This window comes from Pandoraea sp. ISTKB (genome assembly GCF_001721285.1).
Taxonomy (GTDB): Bacteria; Pseudomonadota; Gammaproteobacteria; order Burkholderiales; family Burkholderiaceae; genus Pandoraea; species Pandoraea capi.
Map to the genome: position 1 here is coordinate 73,620 of NZ_MAOS01000035.1, position 25,902 is coordinate 99,521.

A 25,902-nucleotide genomic window follows, 5' to 3' on the forward strand; every position below is an offset into this window, starting at 1 on the left:
TCCGGCGATCACTCGCCTTTGCGTTTCGCGGCCTTATCCGTCTTGTCAGTCTTATCCGCTTTCGCCGCCTTCTCCAGCTTTTCCTGCTTGCGGGCGGCCTTGCCAAACTTGTCGAGCTTCTCGGCCTTGGCGGCTTTGAAGGCATCTTCGGCCTTGTCGGCCGTCTTCATCTTGCTGCGCTTCTTGTCGCTCAATGCGAGCGGATCGCGGATCTGCGGGCAGTCGATCTGAATTAACTCCCGATCCGCCGGGGATGCCGCGAGCTTCACGGCCGTGAGCTTGCCGCCCCACACGCACCCCGTATCGAGTCCGAGCACGTTGTCGCGCATCACCAGTCCGAGGGCCGACCAATGGCCGAAGACCATCGTGACGTTGGACGTGCGTCGGCCCGGCGCGTCGAACCACGGCTTCAGGGCGTCGGTGGCGGCGTCCGCGCCTTCCTTGATCTTGAAGTCGATGCGTCCGTCGGCACTGCAAAAGCGCATGCGCGTGAGCGCGTTGATCGTGAGACGCCGACGGTCTTCGTCACTGAGGTCCGCCTGCCATTGATCCGGCTGGTTGCCGAACATACGCGAGAGAAACGTCTTCCAGTCCGGGCCGCGCAATTGCGTTTGCACATCGCGCGCGAGCGAGACGACTTGCTCGGCATCCCATTGCGGCAGCACCCCGGCGTGCACCATCAGGTGCCCGTGTGCAAAGTGTGCCAACGGTTGCCGGCGAACCCAGTCGATGAGGGCGTCGCGGTCGGGGGCGTTGAGAATGTCGTCGAGGGTATCGCTGCCGTGCGCCTGACGCACCCCGGCGGCGACCGCCAGCAGATGCAGGTCGTGGTTGCCGAGCACGGCGGTGACACGATCGCCCAGCGCGATGACCTGACGCAGCGTGTCGAGCGAGCGCGGGCCGCGATTGATGAGATCGCCGGCGAGCCAGAGATCTGCCTCCTGCGGCAGGCGCGCAAGCAGTTGTTCAAACGACGTTTGGCAACCTTGCAGGTCGCCGATGGCATAAATGTTACGCATCGCGTTGGTGGCGCTGTCTTGTCTTGTTGTCCCGATCAGGGGGATACCGTGTGCCGCGGTCGCGCACCTTCGGTGCGTCGCCCCCCGTGGTCATTCATTTCTTGTAGATCAGCCAGCGCGGCGCTTTGAAGCGGACGATGCTCAGATACAGCCACACGTACGTCACCATGAAGGCGACGCAGCACAGTGCCAGCACCACGCTATGCCGCCAGAAAACCGTCGCCGGGATCACTGCCAGCAAGCATAGCAGCCAAAGATAGGGAGAGGTCAAGGAATTGCGCTGGGTCAGCGCGCTGGCCGTGCGGGCGCCCGCAGCCCAGCGCATCAACCGCTTGTAGACGAGCATATGCAGATGCACGCCGTCGGGAATGCCGGGCGAAATGCCCCGCACGAACCGCTTACGATAAATCGAGAAACAGACTTCGAACGCGGGATAGATCACCATCAGTGCGGGATACCACGGCGACACCTGCGGATTGCGCATGACCAGCAGAATGGCGATTTCCGCCAGCATGAAGCCGAGGAAATACGCGCCGCCGTCTCCCAGGAAGATCAGCCCGCCGGGGAAATTGAAGATGAAGAAGCCGAGGATGGCGCCGACCATGATCATCGACGTGGTGAGCACGATCGGGTCCTGCACCTGAAAGCCGACATAGCCGAGCGAGGCGAACATGATCATCGCTACCATCGCTGCGAGGCCGTTGAAGCCGTCGATGATGTTGACGGCATTGGCCATGCCGGCCACACACAGCACGGTGAGCGGCACGGAGATCGCGGCCATGACCAGCGCCCGGTCGGCCATGCCGATGTCGACGCGGGTGATGTGGATGTCGAGCACCAGCCACGCCAGCAGCGCGGCGAACATCGTGCAGACCAGTCGGACCGTCGGCGTGACCTTCTTGGTCAGGTCTTCGATGAAGCCGGACAGAAAGGCGGGCAGGCCGCACGCCACGAGCAGAAGGATGTCGCGCGACACCGTGGGGTACGACAGACCGAGCGCGGTGGCCGAGACGAGCAGACCGGCGAGAATGCCCACGCCGCCGATGCGCGGCACGGGACGCACGTGAAACTTCTGCACCCCGGCAACGTCGCTATCGCCGGAGAAGCGGGAGTGCACGTGCGCGTAGCGGACGATGAGCAGCGTCGCGACAAACGACACGACGAGGGCGATGGCGAGACTCAGCATGATGCGGGAAGGGATCCGAGAATCCGAAAATACTCTGCAATGACGACGTGTTCGTCGAATTCGCGCGCTACTTTAGCACGCCCGGCATCGCCCATTTGCTTGAGCGACGTCGAAGGCGTCAGCGCGGTGCGGCGCAGGCACGCGGTCAGCGCCGAGGCGTCGCGCGCCGGCACGAGATGACCGGTGACGCCGTCGTCGATGACGTCGCGACACCCCGGCACGTCGGTAGCGACCAGCGGGCGGCCCATGGCGGCCGCTTCCAGCAAGGTACGCGACAGACCTTCTCGGTACGACGGCAGCACCACGCAATGCGCATTCGCGATGAACGGGCGCACGTCGCCGGTCGTGCCGAGATACTCGATCACCCCCTCACGCTGCCACGCATCGACTTCGGCGCGGGAGATCGCCGTGGGGTTTTCGACGTCTGCCGCCCCGAGGATCTGGAACGTCAGGTGAGGCATCTCGGCACGCAGCGTGCGCGCGGCTTCGACATACTCCATCACCCCTTTGTCGCGCAGCAGACGCGCAATGAGCAGAAAGCGCATGGGGGACGGTGGCGCGTCGGGCGGGGTTTCTGACGCGGCTGCCGACGATGGCCAGGGCGCTCTGGCGAAGTGCGTCAGATCGACGCCTTCGCCCGGCAGCAGACGTGTCTTGGCGAGCGCGACGAGCCCGCCGTCGACGAACGCGCGATGATCCTCCACGTTCAGGAACCAGTTCTCGAGCGTATGCCGGAACGCCACGCGATAGAGCTGGCGTGCCAGACGCGTGGTCAGCGACTCGCGAATGAAGACATAGCCGAGGCCGGTCGTCATCGACACAGCGGGAATCCGGGCGAAGCGCGCCGCGATGGCGCCGTAAATATTCGGCTTGATCGTGTAGTGGAAGATGACCGCCGGACGCACTTGCCGATAGAGCCGGTAGAGGCGCCACATCAATCCGAGGTCCTGCAGCGGGTTTTGCCCCTTGGCCGACATCGGCACCCGATGCACGACGCACCCCATCTGCGCGAGTTTGAGCGCGAATTCGTCGTCGGGGGCTGCGACATGGACCGGATGACCGGCCGCGAGCATCGCCGCGATCGGTCCCCGCCGGAAGTTGTAGATCGACCAGAAGGTGTTGGAGCAGAGCAGAACCGGAGATGACATTGACGATGTGCCGGTGGAGTCAGACGCCTGCGCGACGTGCGTCACGCAGGCTCGTATACGTTTCAATCCATCGCGTGACGATGGCGTCGAGTGAGTAGCGCTCGTCGATGCGTTGTCGATTCGCGTCACCGGCCGCGAGACGCTCATCCGGCGCGGCGCGCAGGTGATGCAGCAGCGCGTCGCCGAGCGCACCGGCATCGCCGACAGGGACCAGGGTGTTGTGACGGGTCTCGCCGGTCAGCTCGCGCACGCCACCGCAGTCGGTCGACACGATCGGCAGGCCGCTGGCCATCGCCTCGCCGATGACGAGCGGCAGTCCTTCCCAGGCCGACGACATCACGTAGAGGTCAGCCGCGCACATCAGTTGCGCCACGTCGTTGCGACGACCGAGCAGCGTCGCGGCATCTGAGACGCCCCTCGCTTCCACGCGCGCTTGTATCTGCGTGCGCAGCGGCCCATCGCCTGCGATGAACAGTCGGGCGTCCGGCAGCGTGTTCAGCACGTGTGCGAAGGCGTCGATCAACGTCGGATAGTCCTTCGCTTCCACCATCCGGCCAGCGGCGAAGACGATGGGCGTTGCGGCGTTGGCGTTGGTGCTGGCATCGACATCGGCTTGTTTCTGTCCCAGCAGCATTTCGCGCCAATGCGAGCGCACTTGCGCGTCCGGACGGTAACGCCGCGTGTCGATGCCGTTGGGCATGCTCACGATGCGTTCGGCGGGAGCGGCGCCCTGGGCGACGAATGCGGCGACGGCGTCATCGCTGACGTTGGTCGTCAGGTCTGTCCACCGGTCGGTCAGCCGATAGGCCAGCATGCGGGCGCGACCGCCTTCGTTGCGGCTGTGCGCGCTGCTCACAAGGACCGGCATCCTGACGAACCATCGCGCCACGCGCGCCATCAGATTGGCGTGGACCATGTGCGCGTGCACGACATCGGGTTGCCATTCGCGCAGATAGGCCACGAACCGGAACATCGCGCCGAGCAGTGCGCCCGGCGATTTGCCCGCCTTAAGCTCGATGAGCGTGAAGCGCGGCGATTGCGGCAGCGCGATCGTGCACGGACCGGTCACGGAGATCAGCGTGACGTCGTGGCCGCGTGCGAGAAAGCCGCGCGCAAGATCGGCGACCTGCGTCTCCGCGCCGCCGAGTTGCAGACCGGTCACGAACAGAACGATTTTCATCGCGCCTCCGAGAGGGTTCGTCCGGCGTCTTGCCACAGGGCTTCCCAGCGTGCCGCGATGGCATCTGCGCGAAAGTCCTGCGCGTGCGCGTATCCCGCCAGTCCCAGTCGACGGCGCAGTGCTGCGTCGTCCGTCAACCGGCGCAGTGCGTCGGCCAGCGCGGGAATATCGCCGTCCTGCACGACGAGACTATCGGTCTCGTGATGCAGCAGGGCGCGCGGTCCGGCATCGGCGGCATAAGCCACGATGGGCAGTGCGTAGGCCTTCGCTTCGATCAGCACGAGGCCGAAGCTCTCGCGTCGCGACGGCAGGCAGTAGATCGATGCCTTCGCGTAGTGCTGGCCGATATCGGCCACGGCGGGCAACACCTGCACCGAGTCGGCAACGCCCACGTCGCGCGCCTGCGTGAGCAGTGCGTCGCGCAGCGGGCCGTCACCGACGATGCGCACTTGCCAGCCCGGCGCGTCGTGCGCGATACGCGCCCATGCGTCGATCAATCGGTCGAAGCCCTTCTCGGGCACGAGACGACCGACAGCCAGCACGCAGCGTTCGTCGCCATGTTCGGGGGCCGCCTCCGGCATCGGGATGCCGAGGGGATTCGGGAGCGTGACGAACTGCGCGCGGGCGCGGGGATGATGCGTTTGCCACGCATGACGGTCGGCGTCGGTGAGCACGACGACGGCGTCGTAACGACGCGCCGCGAGCGCACGCGCCCATCGACGGGCACGACGGCCGAGGTCGCTCGCGTACGTGCTGTGTTCCCAGGCGATGCGCCGGATCGGCAGGCCCAACGTGGCGGGCACGGTGTAGAGGGCGAGCATCGGATCGACGTCCACCATGACCTCGATGCCATGCTCGCGCACATAGCGCCTGACCTGACACACGATCGACAGGTAGTGATGTTTGAACGCGACGCGCTCGGCAAACATCGCGTGGTGCGAAACGCCGGGCGATAGCGGGAAGACGGGGGTATTGCCCCACAGCGACAGCACGTGCACGCGATGGCCGCGCGCGGCGAGGGCATTGGCGAGCGTAGCGGTCGCGCGTTCCGCGCCGGCAAAGGCTGCGAGCGTGCCGGTGAACAGGCAGACGGTGCGGGGGCCGTCCGGCGACTTGAGCGAATCGATGAGCGTCATCGCGTCAGTCCCGTCGCAAGAGCCATACGCCGAGCACCAGCGCAGCGGCATAGCCCGCGCCGTAGCCCAACGCACCGGCGAACGCGCCGAGCTGCGGCGCCAGACTGCGCACGACCACGAATGCGACCACGGCGGCGCACAGCCATTTCGCGATGACCCAGCGCCCGGCGCCACGCCGGATGAGCGTGAGGTTCAGCGCGGCGTCGGCGAACACGAGAATCCCCATCAACGCGGAGATGCGCAGGATCTGCGCCGATTCGGCGAAGCCTGCGCCATAGATCAGATGGACGATCCACGGCGCGAGCAAGGCGATCGGCACGGCCAGACTCGCCCCTGCGGCGACCATCAGCCATACGGCGCGCACGGTGTTACGGCGGGCCGTCGCGTTGTCCGTCGTCTGAAAGATGAGTTGCGGGGCGATCGAATTCGCGATGATCGGCGCCACGAGCACGAAGTTTTCCGTGATCTGCATGGCGGCGGCGTAAGCGCCGAGTTCCGCCAGCGGAATGATCGGTTTGAGCACGAGCTGATCGATGCGCTTGAACAGAATCATGAGCATCAGCCCGCCCCAGAACGTGGCGCCGCTGGTGAGCAGTCCGAGCAGCAGCGAGCGACGCCAGACGATCGGCGTCTTCGGCGAATGCTTGAGGTAATAGCGTACGAGCAGCGCAGCGGCGACGACGGCCTCGACGGCGTAGACGACGGCGAAGGCCGTCACGTCCGCGTGCGTGACGAACAGCACGCCGACGAGCGCGAGCTTCACGCCGAGGCCACAGAGGTTGGCCGTCACGCTGGGCCGGTTGAAGGTGCGCGCTTGCAGCCAGGCAATCACGATGCCCGAGGGTTCGCGGAACCAGAGGGCGACGCCGAGCCACAGCGTCACGGCCACCAGATTCGATTCGGCGAATCCGACGACGTAGATCGTGAGGATCGTATAAGCGACGGCCGCAGCCGCCAGACGCAGCACGAACGCATGCGCGATGACCGTGCGTTGTTCACCTTCGGGCTTGCCGACCAGACGCGGCACCACGACTTCGCTGCCGCACAGCAGGGTGAGCGAGGCCGCGAGGAAGACGAGCGATTGCGCGTACTGAAACAGGCCGAACTGTGCGGCGCCCAGACTGCGGGCGAGCAGGCCGGAGACCGCGATGCCGCCGGCGATCTGTGCGCCGCGCTCGGTCAGCATCCAGAGGATGTTGCGGAAGATGGTCCGGTACGTTCGGTAGGGCATGCGGCGCTCGCGCGTCTCACTCGTTCTCAAGATAAGCAAAACCGGCCTGGTGAGGCCGGTGCGGGTGATACGAAACTGGGCTGTCGGGGCTTGTGCCATTCGTCGGATGACGACGGTTCAGGCGAATGTAGGCGCAGGCTGACAAGGGTTTGGGGAAATGCCGCAGTGCGGCGAAGTCCCGTATAATTTTAGCGTAATGCAGCCGCTCCCGGCCGGGCTTCCCGCCGGGATTCGATGTTTGTGGCGTCCTTGCACGTCCTTGCATTTTTCGGGCTTTGCACTTTCAAGCCAAAATCTCCCCCTCGTTTCCGAGAGACGCTTTCCCATGACGCAAACCACGCAAGTTTCGCCTGCGATTTTCAAGGCATACGACATTCGCGGCATCGTCGGCAAGACGCTGGATGCCAACGTCGCGCATCTGATCGGACGCGCCTTCGGCACCGCACTGCGTCGCGAGGACGGCAATGCCGTCGTCGTCGGCCGCGACGGTCGCCTCTCCGGCCCCGAACTGGTCGGCGCATTGGCCGACGGCCTGCGCGCAGCGGGCGTCGATGTGGTCGATATCGGCGTCGTCGTCACGCCGATGGTGTATTTCGCGACGAACGTGACGCTGCACGGTCGCGTCGTCGACTCCGGCATCATGGTCACGGGCAGCCACAACCCGCCCGACTACAACGGTTTCAAGATGGTCCTGCGCGGGCGCGCGATCTATGGCGACGCGATTCAGGGCCTCGCCAAGCTGATCGAGGCACAGGACTTCGAGACCGGGCAGGGCACCTACACCGCTGACGAGATCGGCGAATCGTATCGTTCGCGTATCGCCAACGACGTGCATCTTGCGCGTCCGATGAAGATCGTCGTGGACTGCGGCAACGGTGTCGCAGGCGCCTACGCGCCGGCGCTGTTCCACGCGCTCGGCTGCGAAGTCATCGAACTGTTCTGCGACGTCGACGGCACCTTCCCGAATCACCATCCGGACCCGGCCCATCCGGAAAACCTTCAGGATCTGATCCGCACGCTGCAAACGACGGATGCGGAAATCGGTCTGGCGTTCGACGGCGACGGCGATCGTCTCGGCGTGGTCACCAAGGACGGCCAGATCATCTATCCGGATCGTCAGTTGATGCTCTTCGCCGCCGAGGTGCTGAGCCGCAATCCGGGCGAGAAAATCATCTACGACGTGAAGTGCACGCGTAATCTCGCGAGCTGGGTGCGTCAGCATGGCGGCGAGCCGCTCATGTGGAAGACGGGCCACTCGCTGGTCAAGGCCAAGCTCAAGGAAACGGGCGCACCGCTGGCGGGCGAAATGAGCGGCCACGTGTTCTTCAAGGACCGTTGGTACGGTTTCGACGACGGCCTCTACACGGGCGCACGTCTGCTCGAAATCCTGTCGAAGTCGGCCGATCCGAGCGCAGTGCTCAACGCCCTGCCGAACTCGATCTCGACGCCGGAGTTGCAGATTCCGCTGGCCGAGGGCGAGAACTTCGCGCTGATCGACAAGCTGCGCGAGACGGCCAAGTTCGAGGGGGCACAGGACATCGTCAAGATCGACGGCGTTCGTGTCGAATATCCGGACGGTTTCGGGCTGGCGCGTTCGTCGAACACCACGCCGGTCGTCGTGCTGCGTTTCGAGGCCGACAGCGATGCGGCGATCAAGCGCATTCAGGACGATTTCCGTCGCGCCATCCTGGCGGTCAAGCCGGACGCCAAGCTGCCGTTCTGAGACCGTCTGCCGGACGGCGAGGACAATCATGATCGGCGGGCCGGGTCGGGGTAAAATCGCGGTTTTGCTCACGAGGCCCGGCCGAACCGCCGGGGCGTTCGGTTGCAGGTTCTGATCGTCAAAGTCTCGTCGCTCGGCGACGTCGTCCATAACATGCCCGTGGTGCAGGACATCCTGCGCCAGTACCCCGATGCCCAGATCGACTGGGTCGTGGAAGAGGGATTCGTCGACCTCGTCAAACTCGTGCGCGGTGTGCGCCGGGTCATTCCCTTTGCCTTACGCCGCTGGCGCAAAAAGCCGTTCGCCGCGCGCACCTGGCAGGAAATCGGCACATTTCGCCGTGCCCTGCGCGAAATCCCTTACGACTACGTGATCGACACGCAAGGTCTGGTCAAGACCGGCTGGATCGCGCGCACTGCGCGCGGTGCGGTCTGGGGACTGGGTAATCGCACCGAAGGCGCCAGTTACGAATGGCCGGTGCGGTATCTGTACCAGCATATGGTGCACATCGAACCGCACACGCACGTGGTCACGCGCTCGCGTTTGCTCGTGGCGCAGGCGCTGGGCTTCAAGGTGCCGGGCGAGATCGACTTCGGCATTGCGACCGAGCGGGCGGACCACAGCCAGTGTCCCGATCGTCCGTATGCGGTGTTCGTGCACGCGACGTCGCGCGACGACAAGACCTGGCCGGAAGACGACTGGATTGCGCTGGGACGCGATCTGGCGTCGCAGGGCTTCCTGATCGTGCTGCCGTGGGGTAGTGCTGCCGAGCGTGACGTGTCGCTGCGACTGGCGGCGGCGCTGGGCGATGCGGCGTGGGTGCCGCCGAAGATGAACCTGTCGCAGGTCGTCGGCCTCATCGATCGCGGGGCGATCACCGTTGGTGTGGATACCGGTTTGGTACATATTGCCGCAGCGCTGAACCGTCCCACCATCGAGCTATACAATTTCAGCACCGCGTGGCGTACCGGGGGATTCTGGTCGCCGCGCATCGTCAATCTCGGCGACGCCGAACACAAGCCGACGCTCGCGCAAGTGCGCGATGCCGTGCGCGAGCTGGCGCCATCGCTTGCGCCGGTGACGGCTGGCGCCGCTGCGTCCGAGGAGGACTGACTCGCATGAATCCACACGTGAATACGGAAAACGAGGCTCGCCCGGCGGTTTCCACCGATGAGGACAGCCAGATCGTGACCGTGGCGTCCGGCGACTGGCAGGGCGGACAACTCCCCGTCTCGCGCGAGGCGCTGGTCGCCGATGTCGAAGCGGGCAAGGTGCTGTACTTTCCGCATCTGGCCTTCGCGCTCGACGCCGCCGAGCAACGTCTGCTCGATCCGGCCATTGCCGACCCGAAGCGCAAGAACATCAGCCTGGATCCGAAGACCGACGTGCTCGTGGGCGTGGCCGCCGACGACGCCACGCAGCGCGCTGTGCACGCACTGGTCAAGCGCTACTACACGCAGGCGTGCAGTCTGATCGACGGGTTGATGCCGGAGTATCGCGGCAAGCTGCGCGCGGCACCGACGAGTCTGCGGCTGCATCAGGTCGAGACGCGTCAGACGTCGTGGCGCAAGGACGACAGCCGTCTGCACGTCGATGCCTTCCCGTCGCGTCCGAATTACGGCGAGCGCATTCTGCGCGTGTTCACCAACATCAATCCGGCCGGGCAACCGCGCGTGTGGCGTGTGGGCGAGCCGTTCGAAGCGGTGGCGAAGCGCTTCCTGCCGAAAGTCCCGACGCAGTGGCCGGGCTCGGCGTGGCTGCAAAACGCCGTGGGCATCACCAAGCGTCCGCGCAGTGGCTACGACCACATCATGCTGCATCTGCACGATGGCATGAAGGCCGATATGGGGTATCAGCGCGACGCCGGTCAGCAGACCATGCCGTTCCCGCCGGGTAGCGTATGGATCTGCTTCTCGGATCAGACGTCGCACGCCGTGATGTCGGGGCAGTTCATGATGGAGCAGACCTTCTTCCTGCCGGCCGACGCGATGGTGCATCCTGAATGCTCGCCGCTGGCTGTCCTGCAACGTCTCACGCATCGGGCACTGATCTGAATGTTGCTGCGTCTCGTCTATCGCGCGCTCTGGTGGATCGTCGCACCGCTGGCGGTGATTCGTCTGTGGTGGCGCGGCCGCTTCGAACCGGGCTATCGCCGTCACATCGGGGAACGCTTCGGCTTTTACCGCACGCCGCCATACACCGGCCGTCCGCTCATCTGGGTGCACGCCGTCTCCGTCGGTGAGACGCGCGCCGCACAGCCGCTCATCGACGCACTGATCGAACGCTATCCCGCGCACGGCGTGCTGCTCACGCACATGACGCCGACGGGCCGCGCCACGGGCGAGGGCCTGTTCGGCGATCGCGTGTTGCGTTGCTATCTGCCCTACGACATGGTCGGCCCGATCCGGCGTTTCCTGAAGCACTGGCGGCCGAGTGTCGGTGTCGTGATGGAGACGGAAGTCTGGCCGAATCTCATCTTCACGTGTCAGGAAGACGGCGTACCGCTGGTGCTGACCAATGCCCGCATGTCGGCGCGTTCGTTCCGTCGCGCGGCGCGCTTCGGTGGTGCGGCGCGACCTGTCTTCGGCGGGTTCAGCCGCGTGCTGGCGCAAAGCGATGCCGATGCCGAACGCCTGCGCATGCTGGGGGCGAGCGACGTCGACGTGATGGGCAACCTCAAGTTCGACATGACGCCGCCGCCCGCGCTGCTCGCGTTGGGCGCGCGCTGGCGCGAACGCTTCGGCGAGCGCAAGGTGTGGCTCGCGGCCAGTACGCGTGACGGTGAGGAAGCACTCGTGCTACAGGCGCGCGCGATGCTCTCCGCAGCGTCCGACGTGGGTCGCCGTTCGTTGCTGGTGCTGGTGCCGCGTCACCCGCAGCGGTTCGACGAAGTGGCGGCGATGCTGGAGAAGGTGCGTCTGAACTATGTGCGACGCAGTGTCTGGCCGGACGACGACACGCCGTTGCCCGCGGATGTCGACGTCGTGCTTGGCGATTCGATGGGCGAGATGGCGGCGTACTTCTCGGCGGTCGACGTGGCGTTCATCGGCGGCAGTCTGCTGCCGTTGGGCGGTCAGAACCTGATCGAAGCCTGTGCGGCGGGCACCCCCGTCGTCTTCGGTCCGCACATGTTCAACTTCACGCAAGCCAGTGACAATGCGCTGGCGGCAGGGGCGGCACGCCGGGTGAGCGATGCCGGTGAGCTCGCGTCGACCATGGCCGAACTGCTGATCGACGACGACAAGCGGCTCGCGATGCGCACGGCGGCGTTGTTGTTCGCGAAGCAGCATCAGGGGGCGACGGCGCGTACCGTCACCGCACTCGGGCGCTGGCTCGATACGGGAAGCATTGTCGTGCCGCAGGAGTGATGTCCTGCCGACGTCGCATCGAACGTCGGAACCTCAAAAAAGCCTCGCATGCCGCAATGGCGATGCGAGGCTTTTTTGTTGGCGTGCGGATGACGGGTGAGCGTTGCCGGGCCGGTGTGACCGTCAGCGACGCAGCGGCGCTGTCGTCCCGGGGCGCACACCGCGTTCCGGCAATCCCGCACCGGCGTTGGCTGGTGTCGCCTCGCCACGCGCGCCTGCCATGGCGGCGGAGGCGTCCGGATTCTCCGTGAGCAGCGCATTGAGCAACTGCAAATCGGTATCCACGAGCGTGGCGGCGCTGGCCTTCAGTTGCAGGCTGGAGAGCAGCGTGCTGTAGCGTGCCTTGGCGAGATCGCGTCGGGTGGTGAACAGTTTGTCTTCGGCGTTGAGCACGTCGGCGTTAATACGAATGCCGACCTGATAGCCGAGCTTGTTCGACGCGACCGACGATTGCGCCGATTGCTCGGCCGCTTCCAGCGCCTTGACCTGCGCCAGTCCGCTCGACACGCCGAGATACGACGTGCGTGCACCGAGCACGGCGAGTCGTCGCGCATCGTCCAGATCGCTCTGCGCCTTGTCTTCCAGCGCGAGCGTCTGGCGCATCTTGCTCTGCACCGAGCCGCCCGAGAAGATCGGGATACTGATCTGAATGCCGATCTGCCCGGCAGAACTCGGCCCGGTTCCCTGACTCGACGGACTCGACATCGCGGAAGTAAGCAGGCTGTTGGCGTTACCGACGTTCGAGTGCGCGCCGGCCGCGACCAGATCGACCGACGGCATATAGCCCGACTTGGCTTTGGACGTCTCGCGTCGCGCAATCTCCAGCGTGAGCGCTTGCAACTGCACGCCGTAATTGGACTGCTCGGCCTGCGTGACCCAGTCGGCGACGTTGTTCGGTTCGGGCGACGGCAGCGTCGAGCCGGCGCGCAAAGTGGCGAGCGAGCCGACCTGATGTCCCACGATGCGTGCGAACGCGGCGCGGCGCACGTCGAGCGTATTCTGCGCGGCGATTTCCTGCGCGGTGGCCTGATCGAAGCTGGCTTGCGCTTCGTTGGCGTCGACGATGGTCGCGTTGCCGACTTCGAAGTTGCGCTTCGCGGACGCCAGTTGCTCGGCAATGGCCTGCTTGTGCGTGCCGGCGAGCGCGAGATCGTCCTGTGCGGCGAGCACGTCGAAGTAGGCAGTCGCCACACGCAGAATCAGATCCTGCTGCGCTTGTGCGAATGCCGCTTCGGCGCTCGCGACCGTCAGCTTTCCTTGCTGATACGACTGCCAGCTATCCCAGTGGAAGATGGGCTGCGTCAACGCCAGACTGTAGCCGCTGCTGCCAAACGTGTTCGAAATGTTGCCCGAGCCGTAGTGCGTATTGACGGACCCCCAGCGCGCGGTGACTTGCGGCAGCAGGGCGGCACGCGCTTGCGGCAACGCTTCGATGTTGGCGAGGTAGGCCGAGCGGGCGCTGGCAATCAGGGCGTCGCGATTTTGCGCTTCGCTGTAGAGCCGGAGCAGGTCGGTGGCGCCGGCGGGTGCCGCGTAACCCATGAAGGCAATGACGGCCGAGAACGCCATCGTGCAGACGACGGCGCTCGCAGAATGGGTGCGCATGGCAGGCGCACGGCTGGCCACGCGCTGTCGCGCGGCAAACCTCGGGGGGCGCACGGCCCTGGCTCAGTAGGTCGGCATCGACGGATCGACCTGGCGAGCCCAGGCATCGATACCGCCGTCCAGATTGAACAGCTGAGAAAAGCCTTGTTGTTCCAGAAACATTGCGGCGCGGGCGCTGCGCATGCCGTGATGGCAGATGCACACGATGGGCGCGTCGGCGTCCAGTTCGGTCAGACGGGCGGGCACGTCGCCGAGCGGCACGTTCTTGCTCTGGGCGATGTGGCAGGTCTGCACTTCCCAATCCTCACGCACGTCGAGGAGCGTGGGTTGGCCGCGTTCCCCATCCGCGAGCCACTGGGCCAATTGCGCCGGTGTAATGTTTTGCATGATGTTCTACGTGTGACGAATCGATGGCGTCCGGTTCTCGTTCGCTCGTACGTTCGTCCCCAAACGAAGGTACGCGGAACCGGTCCGCTCGCGGCATCCGGGGGCGTGCAGTCCGTGAATGAACCGCCCGCCGGCCCGGTCGCCGGGCTTAGAACTTGAAGCTCGACGGATGCGGCGCGACCAGATAGGTCACTTGCGTCTCGAACAGGTTGTCGGTGCGGTATTCGGTCTCGGACACGCGCGTGATCAGCAACGCTTCCATGACCGGGCTGCCGCCGATGAATGCGGCCAGACGGCCACCGACCTTCAACTGGTTCAGGAAGGCTTGCGGCAGTTCGGGCAGTGCGCCGGAGATGGCGATCACGTCGTACGGTGCGGCAGCGCTCCAGCCCTGCGCGCCGTCGGCGTTGACGACTTCCACGTTGGTCACGCCATTGGCGCGCAGCGTCTGCTGGGCGCTCTGCGCGAGGTTCGCGTCGAACTCGACGGTCGTGACGTGATGCGCGTTATACGCCAGCAGCGCGGCCATGTAGCCCGAGCCCGTGCCGATTTCGAGCACGTTCTCGTTCTTCTTCGGCGCAAGCGCTTGCATAATGCGCGCTTCCACGCGCGGGAACAACATATGCTGGCTTTCGTTGGGAATCGAGGCGCCCGGGAGCGGCAGTTCCACATCCGTGAACGCGATCTCGCGCAGTGCCGCCGGCACGAAATCTTCGCGCTTGACGACTTCCAGCAGCTTGAGCACTTCCTGGTCGAGCACGTCCCAGGGACGGATCTGCTGCTCGATCATGTTAAAGCGGGCCTGTTCGTAATTCATTTCGATTACTCGTGGGTAGTATGGCAAACGAGGCAAACACAACCCGGCATTTTACCAGTTCCGGGCGGCAGTCATGTTGATGCGTGAACTTTTGCCGCAATTCGGAACGATTGCGGGGGAATATGTCGGCCGACCAACGGCGATGACGTGACGATCCGACTCAGGCGGCAGGCTCGGGCAGGGGCGGTACTTCAAGTGCCACTGCCGGCGCCCCATCGGGCGCAACACCGCGTGAATCCTCGGCGGTACAGCGTGCGACGCACTGCAAATAAGCACCGCACATCGTCGCCATCTGGTCGGCGATCTGGCGGGAAAGCGTCTCATGGCAGGTGCCGGCCGGCGCACGATTTTCCAGAATCGCCTTGATCGGGCCGGTCATCGAGTTCAGAAAGACGAAGGCGACCGTCTCGGGATCGTCGAAACGCGCGTTATGCGCTGTCCGGAGCATGCCGACGACTGCCGCGTGCATACGCGCCGCCGCATGCGAAAACACCTCGCGTCCGTCCAGATCCTCGGAAAGCCGGTACAGCGCCTGCGCTTCCTCGATATCGCGCATCTTGGCGCCGACGTACGCCGTCGCCAGCTCGCGCGCCATCACGTCCAGCGCCTGGCCGTGCGCGCCCTGACACGTCTGCTCGACCGTCTCGACGATCCGGTCGATGTGGCGCTCCAGCACGGCGTACAGCAGCACCTGCTTGTTCTGGAAGTACTGATACAGGGTGCCCACGGACACGCCAGCACGCTCGGCAACGCGTGTCGTGGTCAGTTGACGCCCGCCATCGAGCAGCAAAACCTGAAGCGCGGCTTCGAAAATGGCGTCGATGGTGACGCGCGAACGCGCCTGCTGCGGTGATTTACGGGGCGTTGCGGGGGATCGGCCGGCCGGTTTCATATGCGAATAGAAAATCTGAAGGATTCTTCATAAACTCGATGCTAACAAATTTGCGTGCGGTCGGGCGCAGAACAAAGGGAATTCGACGGGAGCAGTGATGAAACGGGACGCTATCGAGAATGTGGTGCGCGAGGACGCCGAACGCCATGTGGGAAAAGTGGCGCTGGTGACCGGCGCGACCCGGGGAATCGGACAGGAAGTCGCGCGCGAGCTGGCCGAGGCGGGCATGACGGTGCTGGTGGGCGCACGCGAAGAGGCGAAGGGCGACGAAGTCGTCGCGCCGCTGCGCAAGGCGGGTTTTCAGGCGGAGGCGCTGGTGCTGGATCTGCTGCGTCCGGAGACGCTGCATGCGGCGGCGTATCGAATCGGCCGCTATCACGGGCGTCTGGACGTGCTGGTGAACAACGCCGGCGTGACCGATCCGCGCGACGACACGCCGGAGAAGGCGTCCATCGAAGCGGTGGAGCGGGTCTTCCAGACCAACTTCTTCGGCACGTTGCGCGTGACGCAGGCCATGCTGCCGTGGCTGTCGCGCTCGGAAGGCGCGCGTATCGTCAACGTGTCGAGCGGTCTCGGCTCGCTCGCACAAAACAACGATCCGGCGTGGGAGCACGCGGCATTCCGGCAAATCGGGTTCAACGCCTCGAAGGCGGCACTCAACATGCTGACGGTGCAGTTGTCGCAGACGTTGCGTGAGACGTCGATCACGGTGAACTCGGTCGATCCGGGCGCACCTGCCGATCTGACGACGGACGCGAGCGGCAAGCGCGCGCGTCAGGGGCTGGCAGACGGCGTGCGCAGCGTAGTGATCGTCGCGCTCGGAGAACGTGGCCCGGTCACGGGGGGCTTCTTCGATCTCAAGGGCGATCTGCCCTGGTAAGTCCTTGCATGACCATGTCGATAGCATTTGCCCCCTTCCGACGTCCAACGCGACACTCGCGGTAAAATGCGCGGCCCTGAGACGTCGTCCCGAGCGGACGGCGTCATTCGCCTCACCGGCCAGCATCCCCCTGTACTGTTCATGAACTGCCGACCCCATTGCGCGGCCTGCTGCATCGCGCCTTCGATTTCGACGCCCATTCCCGGCATGCCGAACGGCAAGCCGGCGAACACGCGTTGCGTGCAGCTCGATGACGACGACCGTTGCCGGATCTTCGGCAGCCCGCAGCGTCCGGCCGTTTGCGGTTCGTTGCAGCCGTCGCGGGAGATGTGTGGCGAGGATCGCGCGCAGGCCATTGCCTGGTTATCGGCACTGGAAGCGATGACCGCGCCGATGGCCGCCTGAGCGTATCTCTGGCGCACCGTTGACGGTTATCAGGATGACATCAGGCAGGCTTAGGTCGACGTGGAGCCGTGTCACAGGCGAGTGCTATAGTCGCGCGTGTCGGGCGCTGGACGCCCTGAAGCGGAACGCCTCATGCCGGGTAACACTCCTCAAACTCTTCAAGACTCGGACGATCGTCGGCAGTGCGATGGGACTGAGTCCCACACCGTCCACGCCCGCCGCCGCTGGTTGACGATGACCGGCGCTGCGGCGCTCGCCATGGGCCTCGCCGCGTGTGCGGGCCTGCCGTTCGGTAACGATTACACCTTCTCCGAGAGCCAGTTGCAGCGCGCGCTCGAACGCAAGTTCCCGTTCGACCGTCGTGTGCTGGCGGTGCTCGACGTCAACCTGTCGCATCCGCGCCTGACGCTGTTGCCCGAGCGCAACCGGCTGGCCGTGGCTGTCGATGCGACCGTCACGCATCCGCTCGGCGGCGCACCGCTCACGGGCACGCTCGCCATCGACAGTGCGCTCGCGTACGACCCGGCCACGCTGTCCGTCGTGTTGCAGGACCCGGAGGTCGAGACCTTCACCATCGACGGATTGCCGGAGCGCTGGGCACGTCAGCTGAACGCGGCGGGCGCACTGATCGCGACACAGTTGTTGCAAGGCGCCCCGATCTACACGTTCAAGCCCGAGCAGCTCAACATCGGCGGCGCGATGCGTCAGCCGGGGGCGATCACCGTGCTGTCGCATGGCGTGAACGTCAAGTTCGACACGCGCTGATACTTCGCTGTCTTTTCACCGTCCTCTCACGCAGATTTCCCTCTCTCATCACTCTTCAGGAACGCATTGCATGGACTTGTTGCTGGCGCTCAAAGCCGTCATTCTCGGTGTCGTCGAAGGCCTGACCGAATTTCTGCCGATCTCTTCGACCGGGCACCTGATTCTTGTGGGCAGCCTGCTGAACTTCAACGACGAGAAAGGCAAGATCTTCGACATCGTGATCCAGTTCGGCGCCATTCTCGCGGTGTGCTGGGAGTTTCGCGCGAAGATCGCGCAGGTGGTGTTCGGGCTGGGCAGCGACGCGAAGGCGCGGCGTTTCGCAGTGAACGTCATCATCGCGTGCATACCGGCCATCGTGCTGGGGTTGCTGTTCGGCAAGCACATCAAGGCGGTGCTGTTCAATCCGCTGGTGGTGGCGACGGCATTCATCGTCGGCGGCGTGATCATTCTGCTCGTGGAGCGTCACAACCGTCGTAACGTCGAGGCGGGCAAGCAGCCGCGTGTGCGTTCGATCGACGACCTGAGCGCCATCGACGCCCTGAAGGTCGGCTTCGCACAGTGCCTCGCGCTGGTGCCCGGCACGTCGCGATCGGGGGCGACGATCATCGGCGGCATGATGTTCGGGCTGGAGCGTCGCGTGGCGACCGAGTTCTCGTTCTTCCTCGCGATTCCGATCCTGTTCGGCGCGACGATCTACGAACTCTACAAGTCGCGCTCGATGCTCGAAGTCTCGGACTTCGGCCTGTTCGGCATCGGCTTCGTCTTCGCGTTCATCAGCGCCTTCATCTGCGTGCGCTGGCTGCTGCGTTACATCGCGTCGCACGACTTCACGGCGTTCGCCTGGTACCGGATCGTGTTCGGTCTGGTGGTGCTGGCGTCGGCGTACAGCGGGTTGGTGGTCTGGGCGGACTGAGTTTCCGGACGCTGAGCGTCGAAGGCATGAAAAAAGGGCACCGTGGGGTGCCCTTTTTCGTGGTGTGTGAGAGGTGTCCGGTCGCGTTCAGCCGCGCTTGCGGAAGACCAGATCCCACACGCCGTGACCGAGACGCAGGCCACGGTTTTCGAACTTCGTCACGGGACGATAGTCCGGGCGCGGTGCGTAACCGCTCGCGTCAGTGCTGGTGTTCTCCAGCGACGCTTCGCCGCCGAGCACTTCGAGCATCTGCTCGGCATACTCCTGCCAGTCCGTCGCGCAGTGCAGATAGCCGCCCGGCTTCAGACGCGACGCGAGCAGCGCCACGAACGGCGGTTGCAGCAGGCGGCGCTTGTGGTGGCGTTTCTTGTGCCACGGATCGGGGAAGAAGACGTGCACGCCGTCGAGCGAGCCTTCGGGGAGCATGTGCTGGACGACTTCCACCGCGTCGTGCTGGATGATGCGCACGTTGGACAGCGGGGTCGTACCGATGAGCTTGAGCAGCGCGCCCACGCCCGGTTCATGCACTTCCACACCGAGGAAATCGTCGTTCGGGCGCAGCTTCGCGATGTGTGCGGTACCGTCGCCCATGCCGAAACCGATCTCGAGGATGCGCGGGGCATCGGCGCGTTCGAATGCGGCCGGCCAGTCGAGTGTCTCGGGGGCATAGGGCAGCACGAACTTCGGGCCGAGTTCGTCGAAGGCGCGCTTCTGCGCTTCCGAGCTGCGTCCGGCGCGGCGCACGAAACTGCGGATGCGGCGCGGATGGGCCACGCCGTCCGGGCCAACGTAGTGCGAGTCGTGCTCGTCGTGCGCGTCGTCTTCCGAATCGGGAGAGGCGTGGGTCGACGAGGCGTCGAGATCGGCGTCGTCGTGGGCCGGGAGCGCGTCGTCAGCCGGCGGTTGTCCGTGGTTCGTCATGGAAACAAAAAGCCGTCAGGGACGACGGCTTGTCGAGGAGTGCTGCGTGCGGCGCGCGTGATGCGCAGCGTCCAACACGATGATTTTTCAAAGGATTTTCCCGCGCGGTTGGTCACTCTGCGGCGTCGGGAACGGGCTCGATTATCCACCGGAACCCCCTTGACTGGCAAGTTGGCGGCCAGCAGCGCCCCCGGCGCGCTGCAGCGCCTGTCGTGGCTTAGCGCGCCTTGGCCCGCGACGGCTTGGCGCTCGCTGCCACCCGTGCAGCACTCTTGTTGCCGAAAACGCCCGTGGTTTCCATGTCTTCGAGCCACGAGAGGGCGTCGGCGTGGCGCAGAAAGTGACGCAGATAGTCGGGGGAAACGTCGTGCATGAGCGACAGCGCACGATGCACGAGATGGCTGGAATTGAGCGGTCCGGCGTTTTCGGGCACCTGCGCGAGCGATTGACGCAGATTGCCGTCGGTACTCAGCTTCGACCACGTCTCGCGGAAGTATTCGAGCACGTCGAGGTCTTCGAACGCGTCGTCGGTCGCAATGACCGTGGGCGTGATCGCCACGGGCGCCGGCGCGGGCGGCGTGACGGGGCGCTTCGGGGATGCCGTTGCGTTCGCTTGCGCTTGAGCGGGTGCAGGCGTGTGCACAGCCGTGACGCCCGGCGCTGCGGGGCCACGCGGACGGGGGGCTGTTGACGGGGCAGGGCGCTCGCTCACGCCAATGCGTTGCGTGACTTCCGTCGTCAGCACGGCGAGCGGCGAGGCTGTGCCGGGTGCCTCACGGGTTGCAGACGACGCCTGCGTGTCGCCGAGCGACTTCGCGAGTTCCGCCGCGAGCATGCCCAGACGCGTTTCCAGCACGCGGCGCACCTCTCCGCGATAGGCCTGCAAGCGCTGCGAGAGTGCTTCGATACGATGGAACCGCGCCGGATCGCGCCTGTCGACACCGCCGTCGCGCCATGCGCCGAGTTGTGCGGCAATCGCGTCGGGGGCGAGGGGGACCAAGGGGACTAAGGGGACTAAGGGGGCAGCTTGATCGTCCGACATTGGCGCGTCCGCACGCGCCGGCGTCTCGACGTCCGACGTCAGCACATCGTCCGGACGATCGGGTGTCGCCGTGTTGTCGGCAGTCGTTGCGGCTTCGCGCATCGGAGGCTGTGCCTTGGCGGTATCGGGCATGTCAGGCCTTCGGCTTGCCTGCGCTACTGGCACTGCTGCGCGGCATCGGTGCGATTTCCACGCGACGGTTCTTCGCGCGCCCCGCTTCATCGGCGTTCGACGTCACCGGCTGTTCCGAGCCGAAAGCGGCGGAGAAGACGGACGCCGGCGGCACACCCGCGGCGATCAATTCGCGCGTGACGGTGAGTGCGCGCTGTGCCGAAAGCTCCCAGTTGTCCGCGAATCGACGGTTCGTCTCACGCACCTGCTGGTCGTCGGTGAAGCCGCTGACCATGAGAATCTCATCGCTCGCGCGCAAATAGGCGGTGAGCGGCGCGGCCAGACTGCGCAGCACTTCACGACCTTGCGGCTGCAACTGGTCCGAGTTCAGCGCAAACAGCACGTTCCCGCTGATGCCGATACGACCGTTCACCAGCGTGACGCGACCACCCGCAAGCGGCCCCGCAAGCGCCTTCTCCAGCGTCTCGCGTCGTTGCGTCTCGACCTGACGCTCCTTGACTTCGCGCTCCAGCTTGGCGGACAGCTCGATCTGCACGCCGATCACGCCCAGCATGATGAGCACGAACGCGCCGAGCATCACCGACATCAGATCGCCGAAGACGGCCCAGGTCGGCGCGGCGGCACCGACGTCGCCGTCCGCGATATCCGCGTCGAATTCGTCCCTCATGCTGCCACGCTACCCGGTTGTGCGTTCGCCTGCGACGCGGCTTGCGCCCGCGTTTGCGCCATGTCCTGAAGGTTCTCCAGGATTTGCTTCTGCGACATCACGCTCAGTTCCACGACTTCGCGAGCCTGCGCGACGTAGTAGCCGAGTTGTTCGTCGCTGCGCGCCATCGACTTGTCGAGCGCGGCCTCGATGCGTTGCAGATGGTCGAGCAACTGCGTGTTCGATTCGCCGAACGACTGTACGGCCGCCCCGAAGGCGTCGCCGAGGCTGGCGATCTCGATCACGCTGCCCGTGACCTGTGCCGATGCTTCCGTCAGCTTCTCCGTCTGCGCAGCGATGGCGTCGCCCAGATTCGCACCGGCGCGTTCCAGCAGTTGAGCGGACGTCGTCACCAGTTCGTCGACGGCAGCGCGTTGTTCGTTGCCCGCGTGCTTGACGGTGTCGAGCAGCGTGCCCAGCGTGTCGAGCAGACGCGAGCGTTCTTCCAGCATGGCGTTGTCGCGCACCATGCTGTCCGAGAGCTTCTGACGCAGTTCGCCGATGATCTCGGCGGCGGCCTTCGGGGCTTCCGAGGCGGTCTGCACCAGTCGCGAGATTTCCGCGATGGTGTCGCTCGCATTGGCGCGCGTTTGCTCCGACATTTCCAGTGCCGTGCGCGCGAGCGTGTCGCAGATGGCTTGTTGCTGACTTGCCGTCTGCGCACCGACCTGCTGCCATTCCGAGCGCAACGTGGCGAGCGTGCCTTCGAGCGTTTCGGTCCACGCGGACAGACGCTGCGTCTCGCGCTCGGCGGTGGCGTCGTGGTGCGCGGTGTTGGCGGCGCTGAGCGCTTGCAGCAGTGAGGCGCTGTGCTCGGTGAAGGCCTGCGTCGTTGCCGTCACGAGTTGTTGGTTGCCGTCGGCCAGACGCTCGTTCGTACGGGCGTGTTCCGCGACCGCGTCGCGCCACGTCTGTGCGACGTTGGCGGACGTCGAATCCATTTGCGACGAGACGCTTTGCAGCAGTTGCGACGCGCGCGATTCGAACGTCTCGGCAAAGCGGCCAAGGGCGTCGGCGAGATCGCGGGCGAGGGTGTCGTTGGCGGACTGCTGCGCGGTGATCGCCTGCTTCCATTCGCCGGATACGACAGCCGCCGTCTCCGACACGCTGTGCATCGCGCCTTCGGTGCGCTGGCTCACGCCGTCGATCAGATGGACGGCGCGCTGCTCGAAGGTGTCGGTGAAGCGGGTGAGCGCGGCAGAGAGTTCGGTGTTCAGCGCAGCGTTGGCCTGTTGCTGCAACGCGATCGACTGGTCCCATGCCTGCGCCACGCGCTCGTGCGCGCCGCTCAGGTTGCCGCTCGCAGCGTCGAGCTTGGTGGCCACATCCGCCAGCAGTGCACTTGAGCGGGCTTCGAACGTTTGAGCGAAACGCTCCAGTGCGGCGCCGAGCGATTGCGTGAACGTATCGTGCGACTGTTGCTGCTGGCCGAGCGCTTGTTGCCAGGCTTCGGCCACGGTGGTCTGTGCGGTGGCGATGCTGCCGGTAGCGTTGTCGAGTCGCGTGGTGATGTCGGCCAGCAGACCGGCGGAACGCGTCTGGAACGATTCGGTGAATTGCGCGAGCGTGGCGCTGAGTGCCTTGGCGAGGGCGTCGTTCGTCTGCTGTTGCGCGGTGAGCGATGTTTCCCACGTCTGCGCAATGCCCGCATGCGCGGTGCTGACTTGTCCCGTCGTGGTCTCCAGACGGGCGGCGATGTCGTCGACCAGCTTGGCCGAACGTGTCTCGAAGGTCTGCGCGAATTGTGTGAGGGCCGAGCCGAGGTTGTCGGTCAGCGAATCGTTGGCACGCTGCTGTGCGGCGAGCGACGTCTCCCAGGTCTGGGCGACGCCTGCGTGGGCCGCGTTGACCTGTCCCGTCGTGGTTTCCAGGCGGGTGGCGACGTCGTCGACCAGCTTGGCCGAGCGTGTCTCGAAGGTCTGTGCGAATTGCGTGAGGGCGCTGTCCAGCTTTTCAGCCAGCGCATCGTGGCTGCGCTGTTGCGTGACGAGCGATGCTTCCCACGTTTTGGCGACACCGGCATGGGCGTTGCCGACGTGTTCCGTGGCCGTTTCCAGACGCGTGGCGACATCGTCGACCAGTCGCGACGAACGGGTTTCGAACGTCTGCGTGAAGTCGCCGAGGGCGCTGCGCAGATCGGTTGCGAGCGATTCATTGGTGCGCAATTGAGCGTCGAGCGAATCTTTCCAGACGCTGGCCACACGCGTCGTCGTGGCTTCGAAGCGGTCCGACAGGCCGTCCATGCGGTCTTGCACGGCGGCGGAGACGGTCTGGTGCCACGTAGCGGTTTCACGTGCGAGGCTGGCCATCGTCGCTTCGACTTCCGGACGAATCGCCGCGCCGGCGGCACTTGCCGTGGTGGCGACGCTGTCCTTCAGGTACTGCTGCATGGCGCTGGTCAGTTGCGCATAGGAGGCATCCGTCTTGGCATGAAGCGCGTCCTGATTCGCGACCAGACGTTCGCCGAGCGCCTGACTCTGGCGCTCCATCGCGGCCATCATGTCTTGCAGACGGTCGACGAGCGCGGGCATGACCGTCGCTTGCTGCTGAAGCAGTTGTAGCGTGGTCTCGCGTTGATGTTGCTGCGAGAAGCCGCGCAATGTCGTGACGATGCGGGCGTCGAGCGACTGGACGACCTGCGCGCGTTCCTTGCGGGCGAGGGCGGCGAGCAGGCCGAGCATGGCAGACGTGGCGACACCGGCGACGGACGTCCCGAAGGCGAAGCCCAGGCCCTTGACCGGCGAGGCGAGCGAAGCGCGGATCGCTTGCAGATCGGTCGCGCCTTCGAGCGCGATACCCGTGCCGCGCAGCGTGGCGGCCATGCCGAGGAAAGTGCCGAGCATGCCGAGCAGCACGAGCAGGCCGACGAGGTACGGCGTGAGGGCCGGGCCCGGCAGGCCGACGCGTTCGCCTTCCACGCGCAAACGCACGGCGGTACGCAGTCCGGCCGGCAGCGTGTCGAGCCACGAGGGCAGCGAGGCGGGGGCGGCGTTCAGGCCGCCGACGGCACGGGCGAGCGCGTTCGTCGACTGATGGAAGCGTTTGAGTTCGAGCGCGCCGATCAGATAGACGGCGGCGATCAGCAGCGCGACGGCGAGTGCGAGGGTATTGGTGCCGGCATAGCCGATGGCGATCCAGCCGACGACGGCCAGACCTGCGACAAAGGCAACGAGATCAACGAGGTAACGGGTCATGTTGTCCGGGTTCACTAACGTTTTCGCCGGGAGTTACCGAGGCGAGGGCGGCGATCAGCCCTTCGATCGGTTCCAGGCGTATATCCAGTTCCGCGAGCAAAACGCTCTGCATATCCCGGTGGAAGGTGTCGAGCCACGTGCCGGCCGGCGGCAGCGCCGGGGCGCCGGGCACGCGCGGGGCGGCCATGGCCGCCTGTTCCGTGTCGCGTAGCCGCACGAAATGCCCTTCGAGCAAATTCGGCACGCTGGCAAGCAGTGTGCGCTCACGTGCGCCCATCACGCGCTCCATCACGGCGTCGACGCTGGCGAGTCGGGCGGCGTCCGGCGACTGCGTGGCCAATTGGGCCCGCAGGCGGGTGCGCAGGGCGCTGATCGCCGTATCCATCGTCTGCTGCGAGGTCGCGTAGCGCTGTCGATACGCCGGAAATTCGGCGAAGGACGCGGCGCGCTGACGTTCGGCGGCGCTCAGGGCACGGATCTGCCCGCCGGGGGCTGCGGCCAGCCCGCAATCGCGGGCGATGGCGGCGGCCAGCTCGGCGCGCACACGGGCGAGTGTGGCGAGCGCGCTCGCCGGGTCCTGCGCAGCCGAACGCGCGCCGGGCGTTGCCGCCGGCGGGTTGGCTTTCAGGGCCGACGAGAGCGCGATGGCGTCGGTCCAGCCCAGCCACTGGCTCATGCGGTCCGAGAGCGACGGCGCGGCCTCAGGGGGCGCGAACGAGCTCAGGCGGGCCAGCGAGCGTATGAGTGTTGGGGCGCTGATAACGGGACGCCGGGACACTTGCACCATTCCACTGGGGGGTCGAAAACCCAGCAGTTTACACTGCGCGCGCCTTCCGACGGCCGACTGCCCGGTATGGCGGGGCTTGACGGGCGTGAAGCGGAGCGTTTGGGCATCTTTTGGAAGACGTCGTGGCGGACTTTCATCGTTCGGCGGATCGACTGTGATTTATCTCAGTTTTCAGGTCCGGACCCGAGGTTTATCTTTGACACAACTCGCGGCAAACGCGAAACGACGAAACAAAGACCCAACAACGACGAAGCGAAACTGGAGGTGTGAAATGGCTCTGATTGGACCGATCTGCGACGGACTGGTGGTTGTCGGAACGTGGGCTAGCCGGGCAGCCCCGGTAGCAAAGTTCATCAACGACGTGATGGCGCTGTTCTGAAATCACCCGATACGAATTACCAACCAAACTGAATCGACTGGAGGTGTGACATGGGTGCAATTGGACCGATCTGCGACGCACTGGTG

Annotated in this window: 23 protein-coding genes; 8 read left to right on the top strand and 15 right to left on the bottom strand. The window is 65.4% G+C overall.

The annotated features are described in order from the left end of the window. Positions 1–8 precede the first annotated feature (8 nt). The 6 genes from A9762_RS13460 to A9762_RS13485 all read right to left on the bottom strand — a co-directional run bounded on the left by A9762_RS13460 (position 9) and on the right by A9762_RS13485 (position 6,900). Positions 9–1,019 (bottom strand): symmetrical bis(5'-nucleosyl)-tetraphosphatase, encoded by a 1,011-nt coding sequence (locus A9762_RS13460; RefSeq protein WP_069342522.1) that lies wholly within the window; start codon positions 1,017–1,019, stop codon positions 9–11. Between the two features lie 94 nt (positions 1,020–1,113). Continuing rightward, complete coding sequence (locus A9762_RS13465; RefSeq protein ID WP_069342523.1) at positions 1,114–2,205, bottom strand: glycosyltransferase; 1,092 nt, start codon at positions 2,203–2,205, stop codon at positions 1,114–1,116. Further along, positions 2,199–3,353 carry a glycosyltransferase family 4 protein gene (locus A9762_RS13470; RefSeq protein ID WP_069342543.1) on the bottom strand — a complete coding sequence of 385 codons (1,155 nt, stop codon included), beginning with the start codon at positions 3,351–3,353 and terminating at the stop codon, positions 2,199–2,201. The genes A9762_RS13465 and A9762_RS13470 overlap by 7 nt, the downstream gene beginning before the upstream one ends. 19 nt (positions 3,354–3,372) lie before the next feature. Continuing rightward, positions 3,373–4,533, bottom strand: coding sequence for a glycosyltransferase (locus tag A9762_RS13475; RefSeq protein WP_069342524.1), 1,161 nt, complete (start codon positions 4,531–4,533; stop codon positions 3,373–3,375). Continuing rightward, entirely contained in the window at positions 4,530–5,669 is a 1,140-nt protein-coding gene (locus A9762_RS13480; protein WP_069342525.1) for a glycosyltransferase family 4 protein, read from the bottom strand. The genes A9762_RS13475 and A9762_RS13480 overlap by 4 nt, the downstream gene beginning before the upstream one ends. A gap of 4 nt (positions 5,670–5,673) precedes the next feature. After that, positions 5,674–6,900: an oligosaccharide flippase family protein gene (locus A9762_RS13485; protein WP_069342526.1), complete on the bottom strand. Its 1,227-nt coding sequence runs from the start codon at positions 6,898–6,900 to the stop codon at positions 5,674–5,676. A 325-nt stretch (positions 6,901–7,225) separates the two neighbouring features. Between A9762_RS13485 and A9762_RS13490 the strand changes: the two genes are divergently transcribed. The 4 genes from A9762_RS13490 (at position 7,226) to waaA (ending at position 11,991) form a co-directional block, all read left to right on the top strand. Continuing rightward, a complete protein-coding gene (locus A9762_RS13490; RefSeq protein WP_069342527.1) occupies positions 7,226–8,623 on the top strand; it encodes a phosphomannomutase/phosphoglucomutase in 1,398 nt (465 codons plus the stop codon). A gap of 153 nt (positions 8,624–8,776) precedes the next feature. Continuing rightward, a complete protein-coding gene (waaC, locus tag A9762_RS13495) occupies positions 8,777–9,736 on the top strand; it encodes a lipopolysaccharide heptosyltransferase I (protein WP_240493552.1) in 960 nt (319 codons plus the stop codon). Between the two features lie 5 nt (positions 9,737–9,741). After that, on the top strand, positions 9,742–10,677 hold the full coding sequence (locus tag A9762_RS13500; RefSeq protein WP_069342529.1) for a Kdo hydroxylase family protein: 936 nt from the start codon (positions 9,742–9,744) through the stop codon (positions 10,675–10,677). Positions 10,678–10,680: 3 nt separating this feature from the next. Continuing rightward, complete coding sequence (gene waaA, locus A9762_RS13505) at positions 10,681–11,991, top strand: lipid IV(A) 3-deoxy-D-manno-octulosonic acid transferase (protein ID WP_069342544.1); 1,311 nt, start codon at positions 10,681–10,683, stop codon at positions 11,989–11,991. Between the two features lie 123 nt (positions 11,992–12,114). On the opposite strand, the gene A9762_RS13510 is transcribed toward waaA, so the two are convergent. From A9762_RS13510 to A9762_RS13525, 4 genes are all read right to left on the bottom strand, one after another. After that, complete coding sequence (locus A9762_RS13510) at positions 12,115–13,596, bottom strand: TolC family outer membrane protein (protein ID WP_069342545.1); 1,482 nt, start codon at positions 13,594–13,596, stop codon at positions 12,115–12,117. Positions 13,597–13,659: 63 nt separating this feature from the next. Continuing rightward, positions 13,660–13,983, bottom strand: a complete 324-nt coding sequence (locus tag A9762_RS13515) for a rhodanese-like domain-containing protein (RefSeq protein WP_069342530.1) — start codon at positions 13,981–13,983, stop codon at positions 13,660–13,662. Between the two features lie 148 nt (positions 13,984–14,131). Continuing rightward, positions 14,132–14,800 carry a protein-L-isoaspartate O-methyltransferase gene (locus A9762_RS13520; protein ID WP_069342531.1) on the bottom strand — a complete coding sequence of 223 codons (669 nt, stop codon included), beginning with the start codon at positions 14,798–14,800 and terminating at the stop codon, positions 14,132–14,134. 160 nt (positions 14,801–14,960) lie between these two features. Further along, the gene (locus A9762_RS13525) at positions 14,961–15,692 is read right to left on the bottom strand and encodes a TetR/AcrR family transcriptional regulator (protein WP_069342532.1); all 732 of its coding nucleotides are present in this window, start codon (positions 15,690–15,692) and stop codon (positions 14,961–14,963) included. A gap of 97 nt (positions 15,693–15,789) precedes the next feature. Between A9762_RS13525 and A9762_RS13530 the strand changes: the two genes are divergently transcribed. From A9762_RS13530 to A9762_RS13545, 4 genes are all read left to right on the top strand, one after another. Beyond that, positions 15,790–16,572, top strand: coding sequence for an SDR family NAD(P)-dependent oxidoreductase (locus A9762_RS13530; protein WP_069342533.1), 783 nt, complete (start codon positions 15,790–15,792; stop codon positions 16,570–16,572). A gap of 141 nt (positions 16,573–16,713) precedes the next feature. Beyond that, entirely contained in the window at positions 16,714–16,977 is a 264-nt protein-coding gene (locus A9762_RS28545) for a YkgJ family cysteine cluster protein (RefSeq protein WP_069342546.1), read from the top strand. A gap of 234 nt (positions 16,978–17,211) precedes the next feature. Then, the gene (locus tag A9762_RS13540; RefSeq protein ID WP_069342547.1) at positions 17,212–17,742 is read left to right on the top strand and encodes a DUF1439 domain-containing protein; all 531 of its coding nucleotides are present in this window, start codon (positions 17,212–17,214) and stop codon (positions 17,740–17,742) included. A gap of 70 nt (positions 17,743–17,812) precedes the next feature. Next, positions 17,813–18,655, top strand: a complete 843-nt coding sequence (locus A9762_RS13545; RefSeq protein WP_069342534.1) for an undecaprenyl-diphosphate phosphatase — start codon at positions 17,813–17,815, stop codon at positions 18,653–18,655. Positions 18,656–18,742: 87 nt separating this feature from the next. On the opposite strand, the gene trmB is transcribed toward A9762_RS13545, so the two are convergent. The 5 genes from trmB to A9762_RS13570 all read right to left on the bottom strand — a co-directional run bounded on the left by trmB (position 18,743) and on the right by A9762_RS13570 (position 25,437). Then, on the bottom strand, positions 18,743–19,576 hold the full coding sequence (trmB, locus tag A9762_RS13550) for a tRNA (guanosine(46)-N7)-methyltransferase TrmB (RefSeq protein ID WP_069342535.1): 834 nt from the start codon (positions 19,574–19,576) through the stop codon (positions 18,743–18,745). A 217-nt stretch (positions 19,577–19,793) separates the two neighbouring features. Beyond that, positions 19,794–20,750 (bottom strand): DUF2894 domain-containing protein, encoded by a 957-nt coding sequence (locus A9762_RS13555; RefSeq protein WP_170836235.1) that lies wholly within the window; start codon positions 20,748–20,750, stop codon positions 19,794–19,796. 1 nt (position 20,751) lies between these two features. Further along, positions 20,752–21,417: an OmpA family protein gene (locus tag A9762_RS13560; RefSeq protein WP_069342536.1), complete on the bottom strand. Its 666-nt coding sequence runs from the start codon at positions 21,415–21,417 to the stop codon at positions 20,752–20,754. Then, positions 21,414–24,650 carry a DUF802 domain-containing protein gene (locus tag A9762_RS13565; RefSeq protein WP_069342537.1) on the bottom strand — a complete coding sequence of 1,079 codons (3,237 nt, stop codon included), beginning with the start codon at positions 24,648–24,650 and terminating at the stop codon, positions 21,414–21,416. Before A9762_RS13565 ends, A9762_RS13560 begins: the two co-directional genes overlap by 4 nt. Further along, positions 24,631–25,437, bottom strand: a complete 807-nt coding sequence (locus A9762_RS13570; RefSeq protein ID WP_069342538.1) for a DUF3348 domain-containing protein — start codon at positions 25,435–25,437, stop codon at positions 24,631–24,633. The genes A9762_RS13565 and A9762_RS13570 overlap by 20 nt, the downstream gene beginning before the upstream one ends. Positions 25,438–25,902 lie beyond the last annotated feature (465 nt).